At 66.9% G+C, this 14,682-nt stretch carries 13 protein-coding genes; 3 read left to right on the forward strand and 10 right to left on the reverse strand.

The window, feature by feature from the left end:
- Positions 1-77 precede the first annotated feature (77 nt).
- From ACK4HL_RS00870 to ACK4HL_RS00900, 7 genes are all read right to left on the reverse strand, one after another.
- On the reverse strand, positions 78-1,058 hold the full coding sequence (locus ACK4HL_RS00870) for an ABC transporter ATP-binding protein (RefSeq protein WP_409755670.1): 981 nt from the start codon (positions 1,056-1,058) through the stop codon (positions 78-80).
- A complete protein-coding gene (locus ACK4HL_RS00875) occupies positions 1,055-2,026 on the reverse strand; it encodes an ABC transporter ATP-binding protein (protein ID WP_409755673.1) in 972 nt (323 codons plus the stop codon). The genes ACK4HL_RS00870 and ACK4HL_RS00875 overlap by 4 nt, the downstream gene beginning before the upstream one ends.
- Positions 2,023-2,970, reverse strand: a complete 948-nt coding sequence (locus tag ACK4HL_RS00880) for an acetamidase/formamidase family protein (RefSeq protein ID WP_409755677.1) — start codon at positions 2,968-2,970, stop codon at positions 2,023-2,025. Before ACK4HL_RS00880 ends, ACK4HL_RS00875 begins: the two co-directional genes overlap by 4 nt.
- A 64-nt stretch (positions 2,971-3,034) precedes the next feature.
- Positions 3,035-4,651, reverse strand: coding sequence for an ABC transporter substrate-binding protein (locus ACK4HL_RS00885; RefSeq protein WP_409755680.1), 1,617 nt, complete (start codon positions 4,649-4,651; stop codon positions 3,035-3,037).
- A 46-nt stretch (positions 4,652-4,697) separates the two neighbouring features.
- The gene (locus tag ACK4HL_RS00890) at positions 4,698-5,618 is read right to left on the reverse strand and encodes an ABC transporter permease (RefSeq protein ID WP_409755683.1); all 921 of its coding nucleotides are present in this window, start codon (positions 5,616-5,618) and stop codon (positions 4,698-4,700) included.
- Complete coding sequence (locus ACK4HL_RS00895) at positions 5,618-6,469, reverse strand: ABC transporter permease (protein ID WP_409755686.1); 852 nt, start codon at positions 6,467-6,469, stop codon at positions 5,618-5,620. Before ACK4HL_RS00895 ends, ACK4HL_RS00890 begins: the two co-directional genes overlap by 1 nt.
- Before the next feature lie 115 nt (positions 6,470-6,584).
- A complete protein-coding gene (locus tag ACK4HL_RS00900) occupies positions 6,585-6,905 on the reverse strand; it encodes a hypothetical protein (RefSeq protein WP_409755689.1) in 321 nt (106 codons plus the stop codon).
- A gap of 211 nt (positions 6,906-7,116) precedes the next feature.
- Here ACK4HL_RS00900 and ACK4HL_RS00905 point away from each other — a divergent pair, with 211 nt between their 5' ends.
- Both ACK4HL_RS00905 and pepD read left to right on the forward strand, forming a co-directional pair.
- On the forward strand, positions 7,117-7,557 hold the full coding sequence (locus ACK4HL_RS00905; RefSeq protein WP_409755692.1) for a c-type cytochrome: 441 nt from the start codon (positions 7,117-7,119) through the stop codon (positions 7,555-7,557).
- A gap of 79 nt (positions 7,558-7,636) precedes the next feature.
- Positions 7,637-9,163 carry a beta-Ala-His dipeptidase gene (gene pepD, locus ACK4HL_RS00910; RefSeq protein ID WP_409755695.1) on the forward strand — a complete coding sequence of 509 codons (1,527 nt, stop codon included), beginning with the start codon at positions 7,637-7,639 and terminating at the stop codon, positions 9,161-9,163.
- 4 nt (positions 9,164-9,167) lie between these two features.
- Here pepD and ACK4HL_RS00915 read toward each other — a convergent pair whose 3' ends face one another.
- The 3 genes from ACK4HL_RS00915 to ACK4HL_RS00925 all read right to left on the reverse strand — a co-directional run bounded on the left by ACK4HL_RS00915 (position 9,168) and on the right by ACK4HL_RS00925 (position 12,889).
- On the reverse strand, positions 9,168-9,539 hold the full coding sequence (locus tag ACK4HL_RS00915; protein ID WP_409755698.1) for a hypothetical protein: 372 nt from the start codon (positions 9,537-9,539) through the stop codon (positions 9,168-9,170).
- A 77-nt stretch (positions 9,540-9,616) separates the two neighbouring features.
- Entirely contained in the window at positions 9,617-11,812 is a 2,196-nt protein-coding gene (locus ACK4HL_RS00920; RefSeq protein WP_409755701.1) for a CAP domain-containing protein, read from the reverse strand.
- Positions 11,813-12,073: 261 nt separating this feature from the next.
- Positions 12,074-12,889: a cyclase family protein gene (locus tag ACK4HL_RS00925; RefSeq protein WP_409755703.1), complete on the reverse strand. Its 816-nt coding sequence runs from the start codon at positions 12,887-12,889 to the stop codon at positions 12,074-12,076.
- A 124-nt stretch (positions 12,890-13,013) separates the two neighbouring features.
- Here ACK4HL_RS00925 and ACK4HL_RS00930 point away from each other — a divergent pair, with 124 nt between their 5' ends.
- Positions 13,014-14,675 carry an alpha/beta hydrolase gene (locus tag ACK4HL_RS00930; protein ID WP_409755706.1) on the forward strand — a complete coding sequence of 554 codons (1,662 nt, stop codon included), beginning with the start codon at positions 13,014-13,016 and terminating at the stop codon, positions 14,673-14,675.
- Positions 14,676-14,682: the final 7 nt, after the last annotated feature.

Below are 14,682 nucleotides of genomic sequence, written 5' to 3' on the forward strand. Positions count from 1 at the left end.
GGTTTCCGGCCTTCGCCGGAAGGTCGCCTTGGAGAGTTGGCGGGAACCGGCGCGGTTCCGTCAAAGGTCATTCCGGTCTAGGCCGTCCCCGTCCCGCCGCTGTCCTCGACGAGATGGCAAGCGGCGCCCGAGGCCGCATCACCGCGCCAGGATGGATACTGACTCTTGCATATCTCTATCGCGAAGGGGCAGCGCGGGTGAAAGGGGCAGCCCGGCGGAATGCTTTCCGGGTTTGGCGGATCGCCCGAGAGCAGGATGCGGTTGCGCCGCCGCGCGGCATCGATCTCCGGCACGGCGGAAATCAGCGCCTGGGTATAGGGGTGCTTCGGGGCGCCGAGCACCGCTTCGGCGCGGCCTTCCTCCACGACGCGGCCGAGATACATCACCGCCACTCTGTCGCTCACATGCTCCACCACCGAGAGATCGTGCGAGATGAAGATGTAGGAGAGCCTGAGCCGCTCCTTGAGGTCGTCCAGCAGGTTCAGGATCTGCGACTGGATCGAGACGTCGAGTGCCGAGACCGGTTCGTCCAGCACCACGAGCTTCGGCTCGAGCGCGATGGCGCGCGCGATGCCGATGCGCTGGCGCTGCCCGCCGGAAAACTCGTGCGGATAACGGTCCGCGGCGGAAGGATCGAGGCCCACCAGCGAGAGCAGTTCCTTCACCCGTGCGGCGCGCCCGGACCGGTTTTCTATGCCGTGTATCTCCAGCGGCTCCGAGATGATCTGCGCGATGCTCATGCGCGGGTCGAGGGAGGCATAGGGATCCTGGAAGACGATCTGGATCTCGCGCCGCTTCGCCCGCATCTGCCGGTGGTCCAGTGCCAGCAGGTCTTCGCCGCGGAACAGCACCTTCCCTTCCGTGGGCTCGATGAGGCGCATCAGCATGCGGGCGAGCGTCGATTTCCCGCAGCCCGATTCCCCCACGATGCCCAGCGTCTCGCCCGGCGCCAGCGTGAGGCTGACGCCGTTCACCGCCTTCACGACGCCCTTCCCGTCGCGCGCGGGAAAGAACTTGGAGAGGCCCCGGGCCTCGAGAAGCGGGGAGGCAGCCGTCATGGCACGGGGTTCCAGCAGGCGGCCGACTGCGGCCCCATCGCCATCAGCGGCGGGAATTCCGCCCGGCAGCGGTCGAGCACGCGCGGGCAGCGGTCGGCGAAGCTGCAGCCGGCCCCCCTTCGCCCGGGCGGCGGAACGAGGCCGGGAATCGAGGGAAGGCGCTCGCCCTTCCTCGCGCGCCGCGGCGAGGAATTCAGGAGTCCGAAGGTATAGGGGTGGCGCGGCCTGGCGAAGACCTCCGCCTTGGGCCCCGTCTCGACGATGCGCCCGGCATACATCACGGCGAGCGTCTCGCACATCTCGGCCACCATGCCGAGATCGTGCGTGATGAGGAGGATGGCGAGGCCCAGCTCCCTCTGCAGCGCCTTGAGGAGCTCCATGATCTGCGCCTGGATCGTGACATCGAGCGCCGTCGTCGGCTCGTCGGCGATCAGCAGCTTCGGATTGCACACGATCGCCATGGCGATCATCACGCGCTGGCGCAGGCCGCCCGAAAGCTCATGGGGATATTGCTGAAGCCGCCGCTCGGCATTGCCGATCCCCACCTGCCCCAGCACGCGGATGACGCTCTGCCGCGCCTGCGCCTGCGACATGCCGCGGTGAAGCATCAGCGGCTCGGCGATCTGCTCGCCGACCCTGAGCGTGGGGTTGAGGCTCGTCATCGGCTCCTGGAACACCATGCCGATGCGGTCGCCCCTGATCTTCTGCATCTCCCTGGGCGAAAGCTGCGCGAGGTCGCGCCCGTCGAACAGGATGCTGCCTCCCTCGATCCGCGAGGGCGGGCTCGGCAGCAGCCGCATGATGGTCTGCGCGGTGACGCTCTTGCCGCAGCCCGATTCGCCGACGAGGCCCAGCGTGCTGCCTGCTCCGAGCGCGAAGCTCACGTCCTCGACGACCCGGACGGGTCCCTGCTCCGTGTTGAAGCCGACCGTCAGGCCTTCGACGCGGAGCAGAGGCGCATCGCTCATTCGAAGACGACGCGCGGGAAGTAGAAGGACACCACCCAGTTCGGCATGTCGACGATCTCGCTGATGCGCAGATCCCCGCACACGCTGCACAGCATGTAGGCGTCGACCGGGTTCATGTTGTAGCGGCTGGAGAGAAGGTCGATCATGCCGGAAACGGCGGCCTTCGCGCCCTCCATGAGATCGGGACCGATGCCTGTCGTCACCTCATAGCCCTTGGCGTCGAGATGGCGCGAAACCGGGCCCGGCGTGGTGAAGCGCGGAAAGGCCATGTTGGCCCCCTTCACCAGCTCGAACTTCGCCGCGAGCGAGCACGGACTCTCGATCGCCGTGCCGCACACTTCGCCGTCTCCCTGGCAGGCGTGCGTGTCGCCCACGCTGAACAGCCCGCCCGCCACCTCGACGGGGAGGTAGAGCTCGGTGCCGGCGCTCATGTCGCGGATGTCCATGTTGCCGCCCATGCGGCGCGGCGGAACGATCGAGTGCGTGCCGCTCTCGGCCGGAGCCAGCCCGATCGTTCCGCAGAACGGCTTCAGCGGCACGCGGCCCCCCGGTCCGTACATGGCGGGCGCCAGCGTCTGCGCGTCGTATTTCCAGATGTGGAGTGCGGGCTCCTTGAACTGGTCGGCGAGCAGCCCGAAGCCGGGGATGTTGGCGGTCCAGCCCCAGCCCGAGGGTGCGAACTCGAGAAGCGTCACCTTGATGGCGTCTCCAGGTTCCGCGCCCTCGACGAAGACGGGCCCCGCCACCGGGTTCACCCTGGCGAAGTCGAGCTTCACCAGGTCGGCGAGCGTCGACTGGGCGTTGAGCTGCGCGCCGGAGGAATCGACCGGGTGAAACGCGACGGTTTCGCCCGGCGCGATCCGCACCACTGGCGGATTGTCCTTGTTCCAGCCGAAATGGCACTGATGATCGTGGATGGTGTGGTTGCAGACGTGCTTGTGCATGGTGCCCTCAAGAAGAATGCTCCCCTCCGCCCGAGGGAGGGGAGCACGCGCGAATGTATTCAGCCTACTGAGCGTCCTTGGCGAAGATGTAGTCGTAGTTGACCGGGATGTGGATCGGGTCGGTGAACAGCGATGGATCCCCGCCGAGCCGCTCCGAGTGGTAGGTGAAGCGCTTCTCATTGAAGATCGGCGCCCACGGCGCGTCCTTCAGCACGTCGTCGAAGATCGCCCTCCATTCCGCGATGCGCGCATCCTTCTGGTCGTCCTTCACCATGGCGTCGGCCTTGGTTGCCCGCTCGTCCAGCGCCTTGTTGCAGTATTTCGACCAGTTCCAGCCGCCCTCCACGGCACCCGCGCAACCGAGGATGCCGTAGTAGAAGTTGGCAGGATCGGGGAAGTCCGCGATCCAGGCCATGCCGCCGGACCAGATCATCGGCGCCTTGCCGGATCCGCCCGCGGCGATCACCTCGGCCTGGGCGAGCGAGCGGATCTCCGCCTTGATGCCCACTGCCGCGAGGTCCTGCTGGATCGCCTGCGCGATCCTCGGGTTGGGATCGACGTTCATAACGTAGAGCTCGGTCGTGATCTCGCCCGCGCCCGCCTCGGCGAGGAGCTTCTTGGCTCCCTCGGGGTCGTAGGCGTAGCCCTTGTTGTCCGGATTGTAGCCGGGCATGGCGGGCGGCAGCGCCTGGGAAGCCGGTGCGGCGCGGTTGTTGATGAGCCTGACGATGCGGTCCTTGTTGATCGCCATGTTCACCGCCTGACGAACCTTGACGTTGTCGAAGGGTGGCTGTGTCACGTTCATCGTCACGTAGCCGGTGTGGAGCTGTTCGCCCTCGGCGATCAGCTCCTTGTTGGCGGCATCCGCCATCAGTTCGGCGAACTGCGCCGGGGGAATGCCGTCGCCCACGATGTCCACCTCGCCGCGCTTCAGCCGCAGCACGGCCACCGTCGGGTCCTGGCCGAACTCGAAGGTGACGTTGTCGAGATAGGGCACGCCGGCGCGGAAGTAATCCTTGTTGCGCTCGAGCTTGATGTTCTGGCCCGGCACCCATTCCACGAACTTGAAGGCGCCCGTGCCCACCGGCTTCTTGCCCCAGTCCGCGCCCGCCTTCTCCACTTCCTCCTTCGGCACCACATAGCCGAAGTTGATCGCCATCAGGTGAAGGAAGGTGGCGTCGGGCCGCGTCAGCTTGAACACCACGGTCCTGTCGTCCGGCGTCTCGATGCCGGAGAGCGTCGTGGCCTTGCCGCCCGCCACGTCGTCATAGCCGGCGATCATGCCGAAATAGCCGCCGCCGGGGCTCTGCGTCGCCGGGTTCACGGCGCGTTCGAAGGAGTACTTGACGTCGGCCGAGGTCATGGCGCGGCCGTTGTGGAATTTCACGCCGTCGCGCAGCGTGAAGGTGTAGGTGAGGCCGTCGTCCGAAACGGTGTAGCTTTCGGCGAGATCGGGCTCGAGCTCGGTCGTGCCCGGCTTGTAGTCCATCAGCCCGTCGAAGATCGACTTGATGACGGACCAGTTCTGCCAGTCGTAGCCCACGTGTGGGTCGAGGGTGGTCAGGTCGTTGTTGAAGGTGATGGTGGCGGCTCCGCCCTGCTTCGGGGCTTGCGCCAGCGCCATGGGGGCGGCGGCCAGCAAGGCCACGGCGGCCACGGCGGTTATCAGCAGTTTCTTCATGTCACTCTCCCTGGGTTGGTCGTGGCAGTCTTTTGAGCGGGTCATATCAGCGCAAGCGAATGCGCGGGTCAATCAGCGGCGAGACGAGGTCGGCGATCAGGTTCCCGAGCACGATGAAGCAGGCCGCGACGATCGTCACGCCCATGATGATGGGGATGTCGAGCGACTGGATCGCCTGCCACATGAGCTGGCCGACACCGGGCCAGCCGAAGACGTTCTCCACCACGACGACCCCCGACATGAAGATGCCGATGTCGAGTCCGATCATGGCGACGATCGGCAGGATGGCGTTGCGGAAGCCATGCTTCATCGTCACCCGCCACTCGCTCATGCCCTTGGCGCGCGCCGTGCGGATGTAGTCGTTCCTCAGCACCTCGACCATGGACGAGCGCATCATGCGCGAATACCAGCCGCCGCCGGCGAGCCCCAGCGTCAGCGCCGGAAGGATCAGGTGCGAGAGCGTGCCGTAGCCGCCGAGGGGGAACCAGCTCCACAGGTAGGCGAAGAGGTAGAGCAGCGTGAGGCCGAGCACGAATTGCGGCGTCGAGACGCTGAGGAAGGAGAGCGTCATCGCCGCCTTGTCGCCGATCCGCCCGCGCCGCGTGGCGGCATATATGCCTGCGGGGATTCCGATCATCAGCTCGGCGATGATGGCGCCCAGCATGAGGAGCAGCGTGGGCGGCAGGCGCGAGGCGATGAGCTCGCCCACGTCGGACTTCCGCGCATAGGAGGTGCCGAGGTCGCCCTGCACCAGGCGGCCGAGATAGCGCGCATATTGTTCAGGGATGGGCCGGTCGAGGCCGAGCTGGTGGCGGATCTGCTCGCGCACCTGCGGCGTCGAGTTGCGCCCGGCGATCATCGCAACCGGGTCCGCCGGGATCATGAAGGTGAGGCCGAAGGTGACGACGCTGACGCCGAGCAGGATCAGCAGCGAGGCGGCAAGCCGTTTCGCAAGATAGCCGAGCATCAGCCTCTCCCCCGCTGCGTGGGGTCGAGCGCGTCGCGCAACCCGTCGCCCACCAGGTTGAAGGCGAGCGCCAGGATCAGGATTGCGGCGCCCGGGATGAACACGAGCCACGGTGCGTTGAGGAAATAGGACTGGCTTTCGAAGATCATCATGCCCCAGGCAGGGGTGGGCGGCTGCACGCCGCGGCCCAGGAAGGAGAGCATGGCCTCGAGCAGCACGGTCGTCGCGATGCCGAGCGTCGCATAGACGATCACCGTGGGAACGAGGTGCGGCAAGATGTGGCGCACGAGGATGCGGCCCGTTCCCGCGCCGAGCGCTCGCGCCGCCTCGATGTATTCGCGCTCCGAGAGGGAAACCGTCTCGGTGTAGATCACGCGCGCGATCTGCACCCAGTTGACGAGTGCGATGACCAGGATGACGATGTTCAGCCCGGGTTTCAGGATGGCGGCCAGCGCGATGGCGAGAAGAAGCGGCGGAAAGGCCATCATCAGGTCGGTGAAGCGCATGATGGCGGAGCCGGGCAGGCCCCGCACGTAACCGGCGACGAGCCCCAGCGCCGTGCCCACGGTGACGGCGATGCCGTTCGCCACGATGCCGATGAGGAGCGAAGTCTGCGCGCCATAGAGCAGGCGCGAGAACTGGTCGCGGCCGTTGGTGTCGGTGCCGAACCAGAAGCGTTCGTTGGGCGGCAGCGGCGAGCCTTCGAGCGTCAGCCCGTCGAAGAACTGCTCCGAGGGATTGTAGGGCGCCAGCACGGGAGCCGCCACGGCCGCCGCCACGAACACGATGATGATCAGGAGCCCCGCCACCGCCAGCTTGTCGCGGCGGAAGCGCTTCCACGTCTCGTCCATGCGGTTCCTGCACTCTCCAGCTGCGGGCCTGCGCGATGCGGGCCACGGCAGAAGACTTACCGTCTCGGGAGCACCGCCCGCAAGGCTTGCGCACGCATTGGACGCCTGCGTTCTGTCAGAGCGAGGCCATGATCAGCGCGGTGACGAGGCCGGATACGGCGATGAGGGCGAGAAAGCCGAGCACCAGCGGCATCGCCCCGCCCTTGGGCGAGTGCGGTGCGCTGCCGCCGCGCGAGGTTTCGGCGGCGATTGCCTGCCGCACCTCCTGCGGCGAAGGCGGGGCGCCGCCCGCCTCCGCATCGGTGCCGAGGGGCGAAGCCGCCGGGTCCGGGAACGCCACCTTGTCGGCCCCCTCTCCGCGATCGAGCGCCTCCTTCAGCTGCGCCACGTTGGGCTGAGCCCCGTGGCCTCGGGCATGTCCGGACTTCTGTTGCACGAGGCCAAGAACCGGGCAGTGCCTGTCCGGTTCCTCGCGCCGGCCAAGTTTAGCAAATCCAGGAGAGCCTGAGGCCCGCCTGGTTCAAGCCGGCCTTCGGCGTGCGGTAGAACGCATGCCGGAATTTGGCTGCATATGTTGATATTTCTATCCGTGCGTGTATTATCCCTCTCGGGGACGAAGCTACCTGTAACGCCATTCGGAGGTAGCTATGAAAATCAGGACACCCATCCTTTTCGCAGCGGCGCTTCTTTCACTCGCCGCATCCTCTCAGGCCCAGCAAGTGGAAATCGGCAAGACCGAGTTCATGCTGCGCTGCGCCGCATGCCACGGCCCCGGCGGAAAAGGCGATGGGGCGGTCGGGCAGCTTCTGAAGGTCCCGCCGCCCGATCTCACCCGCATCGCGGAGCGCAACGGAGGGACGTTCCCGTTCCAGAGGATCTACGACATCATCGACGGCCGCCAGGCGATCGCCGCCCATGGAACCCGCGAGATGCCGGTCTGGGGCGACAGCTACCGCGCCGAGCAGTTTCCGATGAAGCCGCTTGCCGAGAATGCCACCGAGGCGCAGATCGATGCGCCCGAACGGGCGGTGGAGAGATACATCCTGGCGCTCGTCTACTATATCGGAACGCTGCAGGGCCAGAACTAGCAGAAGCCCGGCCGGGCACAGGGATGATGGCGCCGGTGTTGCAAGCACCGGCGCCGAGACTCATCGAGGGAGACGACCGATGAAACGCGCGCCACGCAGGGTAAGGAAATTTGCGGCACCGCTGCTCGCCTCGCTGATGATCATGCTGGGCCACGCCGGCAATGGCGCGGCAAAGGCGGACCCTGCACCGGTCCAGGCGATCCTCTCGACCTTCGCCGCGATCAGCCAGGTGCCCCGCTGCTCGAAGGACGAGGCCAGGATCTCCGCCTGGCTCGTCGCGTGGGCGCGCGAGCGCAAGCTGGAGGTCTCGACGGATGCGCAGGCGAACGTGCTGGTCAGGCTTGCCGCGGCGCCCGGCTGGGAAGCGCGGCCCGGCGTGGTCCTGCAGGCGCACATGGACATGGTCTGCCTCAGGACCGAGGACTCCATGCACGACTTCGCAAAGGACCCAATCGAAATCATGCGCGACGGCGGCTGGCTTCGCGCCAAGGACACCACGCTCGGGGCCGACAACGGCATCGGCGTGGCGATCGCGCTGACAGTGGCCGAACACTTGCCGGCGCGCCACCCGCGGATCGAGATCCTGTTCACCACGGATGAGGAGAAGGACATGAGCGGCGCCGCGGGCCTGAGCCCCGCGCTCCTCACCGGTACGCGCTACATCAATCTCGACTCGGAGAATGATTCCGTCGTCACGCTCGGTGCGGCCGGAGGCGTCCACATCGACGTCGACATGCCCCTCGACATGACGCCCCTGCCGCCGGACATGAAAGTGTTCTCGCTGAAGGTCTCGGGCCTGCTCGGCGGACACTCGGGAGTCGACATCGGCAAGAACCGCGCCGGCGCCAACCTGCTGCTGGCGGAGCTGCTCGCCGGGTCGGCGCCGTTCCGCCTCCTCGCCATCGCGGGCGGCAGCGTGGACAACGCCATCGCCACCTCCGCCGAGGCGCTCCTCGCCGCCAGCCCGGGCGACGTGGCGGCGCTGCAGAAGCGGGTCTCCAACTTCACTGCCGAGGCGCGCACCCGCTATCCGGCGGAAACCGCTCTCGAGATCACCCTCGCGGCGAAGGAAAACGGGTCAGGGCCAGCTGCCTCGGCCGAAAACTCCGCAAGGGCGGTGAAGCTCATCGCCGCGCTGCCGCAGGGCGTCACCGCCTGGTCGGAGGAATTCCCGAACCTGCCTGAAACGTCCAGCAACGTCGGCATCGTGCGAAGCTCGGGCAGCGCCATCAGCGTTTCGGCCTTCCCGCGCAGTTTCCACGCGGAAAATCTCGAGAAGATGGCTGCAGAGATTGCCGCCGTCGCGCACGGATTGGGAGCCACGAGCAGCCAGCGCGGCGGGTTTCCCGCCTGGCCGCCCCGGCCGGGCACCGGCCTCTACAAGGCTGTGCTGTCTTCCTACGAGAGGCTGTTCGGTTCCGTGATGACCACGGATGTCATCCACGCGGGCCTCGAATGCGGCTACATCGCCGACCGGTATCCGGCGATGGAGATCGTCTCGATCGGGCCGAACCTCCTCGACGTCCACACCGTGCACGAAAGGCTCGAAGTGGTCTCGCTCGGCAAGATCTGGAGCCTCCTGCAGGAGGTTCTGCAGGCGGAGTGACGGCTCAGCGCCAGATGGCGCGTGTGTAGGCGTTCACATAGACCGTGACGCGCTTGCCGTTCCTTGTCGTGGCGCGGAAGCTGTACACGCGGCCGGAGCAGTCGCGCGCGTCGACATCGTCGTAGCCTCTCCTGTCGACGAGCCGCCGCGCCTCCTTGCAGGTCAGCCTGTCGCGGTAATAGGGCTGGAACGGGCCGTAGCGGTCGTAGTCGTACCAGCCATAGCCGCGGTAATAGCGCCAGCCGGGGCCCGGCGAATAGGGATAGAACGGAACGCCGAAATAGAGCTTCACGTCGGCTTGCGCCGGGGCCGTCATGCTGGAGCCCGCCAGCGTGGCGAGAACGACGGCCGCAGCAAGCGCGATATGTCTGATCATCTGAACTCTCCCTCGATTTCGAGACGCGCCGCAACCTTGCACAACGCGAGCGCGATCTGCAAGCGCCCTCGCAGGCCTCAGGCGATGACGTCGTTGCCCGTCACCTTGCTGTCCTCGAGCGTCGCGATGAGAACCCGCGCCCCAGATCCCGCCCCATCCACGTCGAGATAGATGCGCGTGTCGAGGATCGAGGAACTGTTGCTCGATGTGCCGGTCGCGTAGTTGCCCTGTTCGAAGACGAGATTGCCGCCGTCGGCGAGCGCCTGGTAGGCGGCATCGCCCAATCCCGCCTCCTCGAGCAGCTGCGTCAGGTCGAGCTTGTCCGTGCCGCTCACGAAATCGGTGAGGAGGTCGCCGCTGTCGGCGAGCGAGGTGAAGACGAAGCGGTCTCCGCCGCTGCCCCCGATGAGCCGGTCGGCTCCGGCGCCGCCGATCAGGACGTCATTGCCGTAGCCGCCGCTGAGCGTGTCGTTGCCGCCGAGGCCGTGCAGCACGTTGTTGCCGGAAGAACCCGTCAGCCTGTCGGCATGGATCGAGCCCGTGAGGTTCTCGAAGCCGCTGAGCGTGTCGCTGCCCCCGCCGCCGGTCGACTGCGCCGAGGTCGAGGCCAGCGTGACGGTGACGCCGCTTCCCGCCTTCTCATAGGACACCGTGTCGATGCCGGAGCCGCCGGAAAGCTTGTTCGCGCCGGCATTGCCCATGATGACGTTGTTCAGGCTGTTGCCCGTGGCATTGACCGAGCCCGTTCCCGTCAGGGTGAGGTTCTCGACGCTGCCCTTCGCCCGCGCCGAATCCGCCAGGCTGAAACTGACGGACGAGAACACCGTGTCGACGCCGTCCGTTCCCGTCTCGTCGACGACGTCTCCGGTGTTGTCGACGAAGTAGGCGTCGCTGCCGTTGCCGCCGAACATCGCATCGGCGCCCGTGCCGCCGTTGATCTGATCGTTGCCGGCGCCTCCCCGCAGCGTGTCGTTTCCGCCGAGTCCAGAAAGCGTGTCATTGCCGGTCCCGCCGGTCAGCGTGTCGGCGCCCGCGGTGCCGGTGAGCGTCTGGTCTTCCGTGATCACCGGCGGCGGAGGTTCTTCGCTTCCTGCTGCGGGAGGGGCCGAAGCGGCGCTCGCCACCAGGCTGCCGTTGACCCAGAGTTCCTCAAAGCCGTTCGCAGCGAAATCGAAGCCCGCCGGAAGGTTGCCCGTGAGATAGAGCTTGTCGTAGCCGGCGCCGCCCGTCGAGCCCGCCAGGTTGTCGCCCGATTCGGCATGGATGACATCGTCACCCTCGCCACCGTCGAAGACGTCCAGTCCCGCCCCGCCCCGCAGCGTGTCGTTACCGGCTGCGCCGAAGAGCGCATTGTTTCCGGCATTGCCGGTAATCGTGTTGCCGAGCCCGTTACCCGTGCCATTGATGTTCTCAATCCCGATCAGCGACAGGTTGACGGAGGACTGCGTCAGCGTCGCGCTGACATTGGCGAGGATCGTGTTGCCATCCACGAGGTCGATCTTGACATTGCGGCCGGAGAGCGCCACCGCGACACCCATCGCCGATGCGAGGCCGGTGCCGGTGAAGCGCACCTCGACCGTGCCGGTAAGCGACGTGCCCAGCGAATAGCCTCCCGCCTGCTGGTTGGCGACGGCAGAGACCGTGCTCCCGTTCTGCAGGAGCGTCACCGTGCGCCCGCCCACGCCCTCGCCGATCGAATAGAAATCGTCGTTGCTGGTGTCGTTGTAGATGACGCCGGTCACGAAGCTGTTGCTTCCGGACTTCGCGAAGTTCTGCGTCGTCATCAGGGCGTTGTAGTTGGTGCCGCCGGACGTGAAGGTGCCGGTGATGGAGCCGATGCCGGCTTCACGGAAATTGTCGTTCAGCAGGTTGAGGCGGTGGCCGGCGCTCAGGAACAGGTTCTTGTGGTGCTGCGCGATCGCCGCGTCGGCGTTGAGAGTTCCGGTCGTGCCGGACCACGCGATGTTCTCCCCCCACGTCCACGAGCCGGTGAACTGGTAGCCGGCATTCGTCATGCGCGTTCCGGGATTCGATCCGTTGATGCCGGTGTGCGAGAAGGTGTCGGTGCTCAGCATCCAGGAGCTGTGCGAGTCCGCCGCATCCGCCAGATACTGGTTGGGTGCGAGCACCTGCTTCGGCGTCGCCGAGATCGTGCCCGCCGTGAGATTCTGGTTGAGGCTGATGCCGAAGCGCGCTGCTTCCCCCGCCGGGTCCATGCGGGCGCGATTGACGAGTTCCAGCATGTATTGTTCGCGTGCGGTGAGTTCGGCCATTCCGGTGCCTCGACTTTCTTCGTCCGGGACATGTGCTTAGCGGGCCCGCACTACCGGCTGGTGCATCAATTCGCTCAAATGCATCTAAATCTATGCATGTGACGGACCCCGAGGCGGCGGGGCGGATTGGCCCGTCAGGCCTCCACCCCATTAGGTCTCGCCAAGGATTACGATCTGGTTGACAGCCATGCCTCAAGCCGTCCCCGCCCCCGGCGCGAACGTCTGAAACGCGAAGGAATCAGGGCGCGCTGGCCCAGGCCGTCACATCATCGCCATGACCCGGGCAGGGCCGCCCGTCCCGCCACGATGCTTCGGCGCCCCCACGAACACAGTGGCGCCCTTGGCCGGCAGCATGTCGAGGTTGTTCACGTTCTCGATGCCGTAGCGCCCGCCGGGCAGCCATGAGGAGTGCACGGCGAAGTCCTTCGAGTTGCCGGGATCGAGGGAGAGCGTGTCGACCGCGATCGCCGCCGCCCCGATCTCCGCCAGCATGTCCGTTGCCTCCTTGGCGAAACCGGGGAAGGCGAAGCTCCCGTCCGGCAGGTTGCGGTAGGAGGGATCGCCGAGCTTGGCGGCCCAGCCGGAATTCATCGCCACGCAGGCGCCCTTTGGAATCTCGCCGTTGTCGGAAACCCAGGCCTCGATGTCGGCCTTCATCACCATGGCGTTGGGATCGTCCTTCGCCTTGGCCTTGATGTCGATCACGCAGAGCGGGCAGACGAGGTTCTGCGCTTCGAGGTCCGCCACCGAAGTCCCCGCCTCCGTGAAGTGAAGCGGCGCGTCGATATGCGTTCCCGTGTGCTCGAAGATCGTGAGCTTGTAGATGGTGTAGCCGTCCTTCTTGAAATCCACGACCTTCTCCGCCGTGATGCCGGGCTGGCCGTCGAAGGTGGGAAACGTGCCATCATAGGCGTGGGTGAGATCGACGACCTTGCCGGAATTCTGTGCAAGCGAAACGCGCGCGCTGGCCACGCTGGCGGCGAGTGCGGCCGCACCGGCCGCGGCGGACTTCGCCAGGAACGACCGCCGCGACTGGACCGATGCCCTGACACCTTCGATGATGCATGCGTTGCACATTTTAGTTCCCTCCTTGCGTGTGGCGCACGCATGAGGCTAGGTCAGCAATTATGGAAAGGCAATCTCGGCGGCACCGCCCCCGCAACTCCGGGGGCTGGGCGTCCCGCCGGGCGCGGGGGAATCCATGGGAAAGCTCGGAGTGCTGATCGTGAACCGGCTCGCGGCACCGTTCTCGGTGCCTGGCATGCTGTTGGGTGCAGCGGCATTCCTCGCGGCACTCACGCCGAGCCTCATTCCGCGGGCGGCACCGGTGCAGGGGGCGATCTGCGGACTGTCCTTCGCGGTGGCCTATGGGCTCGGCGCCGGCGGTGCGATCCTCTGGAACTGGCTCGGCCTCTTCGAAATTCCCGCGGAGCGCATTCGCCTCCTCCGCCGCATCGCCTCCTGGGCGAGCCTCGGGCTCCTGTTCTTCGGCCTCTCCATGGCGTGGACCTGGCAGAGCTCGGTGCACCAGGCGCTCCGTCTGCCGCCGCCGGATACCGCGGGCCCGCTCGTCATCGCCGTGGTCGGCCTTCTCGTGATGGTCCTGCTGATCCTGCTCGGCCGCGTCTTCCGGCTCCTCAAGGATCTCTACGAGCTTCCCTTCCGGCGGCTGCTGCCGCCGCGCGCCTCCTTCCTCGCGGCCGCCCTGCTGGCGGCCTGGAGCTTCTGGGCGGTGGGCAATGGCTTCCTTCTCGATTCCGCCCTGCGCGGACTGGACGAGACCTACCGCAGGATCGATGCGCTGCGGCAGGCCGATGAACCTGCCCCGTCCGATCCGCTGAAGACGGGAAGCTCGAGTTCTCACATCGCCTGGAGCGGCCTCGGTGCGGAAGGCCGCGCCCGCATCCTCGCCGCGCCCTCCGGGGCGGAAATCGCGGAGCTCGCGGGGGGCCCCGTGCGGGAGCCGGTCCGCGTCTATGCCGGTCTCAATTCCGCCGGGACGCCCGATGAGCGCGCGGAACTTGCGCTGAAGGAGCTGATCCGCGCCGGCGGCTTCGAGCGCGCGCTGCTCGTCATCGCCACGCCCACCGGCACGGGCTGGGTCGACCCGGCGGCGATGATGCCGCTCGAGATCCTGCACCGCGGCGATGTCGCCACGGTCTCGGTCCAGTATTCCTATCTGCCGAGCTGGCTCTCGCTCCTGGTGGAGCCGGAATATGGCCACGAAACGGCGCGCGCCGTGTTCCGCGCCGTCTATGGCCACTGGCGCGCGCTGGAGCCTGCCTCGCGCCCGCGGCTCTATCTCTTCGGCCTCAGCCTCGGCTCGCTGAACTCCGACCTGTCGAGCGACGCCTTCGATATCGTCGGCGATCCCTATCACGGCGCCTTCTGGGTCGGCCCTCCCTTCGCCAGCCGCACCTGGGGCCGCGTCACGGCGGCCCGCCTCGGGCAAAGCCCCGCATGGCTTCCGCTCGCCCGCAACGGCAATCTCTTCCGCTTCATGACGAATGACGACCACGCGCAGCTTCGGGCGCCGGACTGGGGGCCGCTGCGCATCCTCTACCTGCAATATGCCTCGGACCCCATCGTCTTCTTCGAGGGGGAGAGCTGGCGGCTGGAGCCCGCGTGGATGAAAGCGCCGCGCGGCCCGGACGTGCCCGCCGCTCTCACCTGGATTCCCGGCGTCACCTTCCTGCAGCTCATCTTCGACATGATGACCGCCACCACCGTGCCCCCGGGCGTGGGCCACGTCTATGCCGCCTCGGACTACCTCGATGGCTGGGTGGCGCTCACCGACCCCGCCGGCTGGCAAGCCTCGGAGATCGAGAAGCTCCGCGCCTGGCTCGGCGCGCGCGGGATCTAGCGCGCCT

The sequence above is a fragment of the Aestuariivirga sp. genome, from assembly GCF_046294715.1.
Taxonomy (GTDB): domain Bacteria; phylum Pseudomonadota; class Alphaproteobacteria; order Rhizobiales; family Aestuariivirgaceae; genus Aestuariivirga.

Coding starts and splice junctions, on each gene's coding strand:
- ACK4HL_RS00870 (WP_409755670.1), bottom strand. CDS start 1,058: ATGACGGCTGCCTCCCCGCTTCTCGAGGCCCGGGGCCTCTCCAAGTTC.
- ACK4HL_RS00875 (WP_409755673.1), bottom strand. CDS start 2,026: ATGAGCGATGCGCCTCTGCTCCGCGTCGAAGGCCTGACGGTCGGCTTC.
- ACK4HL_RS00880 (WP_409755677.1), bottom strand. CDS start 2,970: ATGCACAAGCACGTCTGCAACCACACCATCCACGATCATCAGTGCCAT.
- ACK4HL_RS00885 (WP_409755680.1), bottom strand. CDS start 4,651: ATGAAGAAACTGCTGATAACCGCCGTGGCCGCCGTGGCCTTGCTGGCC.
- ACK4HL_RS00890 (WP_409755683.1), bottom strand. CDS start 5,618: ATGCTCGGCTATCTTGCGAAACGGCTTGCCGCCTCGCTGCTGATCCTG.
- ACK4HL_RS00895 (WP_409755686.1), bottom strand. CDS start 6,469: ATGGACGAGACGTGGAAGCGCTTCCGCCGCGACAAGCTGGCGGTGGCG.
- ACK4HL_RS00905 (WP_409755692.1), top strand. CDS start 7,117: ATGAAAATCAGGACACCCATCCTTTTCGCAGCGGCGCTTCTTTCACTC.
- pepD (WP_409755695.1), top strand. CDS start 7,637: ATGAAACGCGCGCCACGCAGGGTAAGGAAATTTGCGGCACCGCTGCTC.
- ACK4HL_RS00915 (WP_409755698.1), bottom strand. CDS start 9,539: ATGATCAGACATATCGCGCTTGCTGCGGCCGTCGTTCTCGCCACGCTG.
- ACK4HL_RS00920 (WP_409755701.1), bottom strand. CDS start 11,812: ATGGCCGAACTCACCGCACGCGAACAATACATGCTGGAACTCGTCAAT.
- ACK4HL_RS00925 (WP_409755703.1), bottom strand. CDS start 12,889: ATGTGCAACGCATGCATCATCGAAGGTGTCAGGGCATCGGTCCAGTCG.
- ACK4HL_RS00930 (WP_409755706.1), top strand. CDS start 13,014: ATGGGAAAGCTCGGAGTGCTGATCGTGAACCGGCTCGCGGCACCGTTC.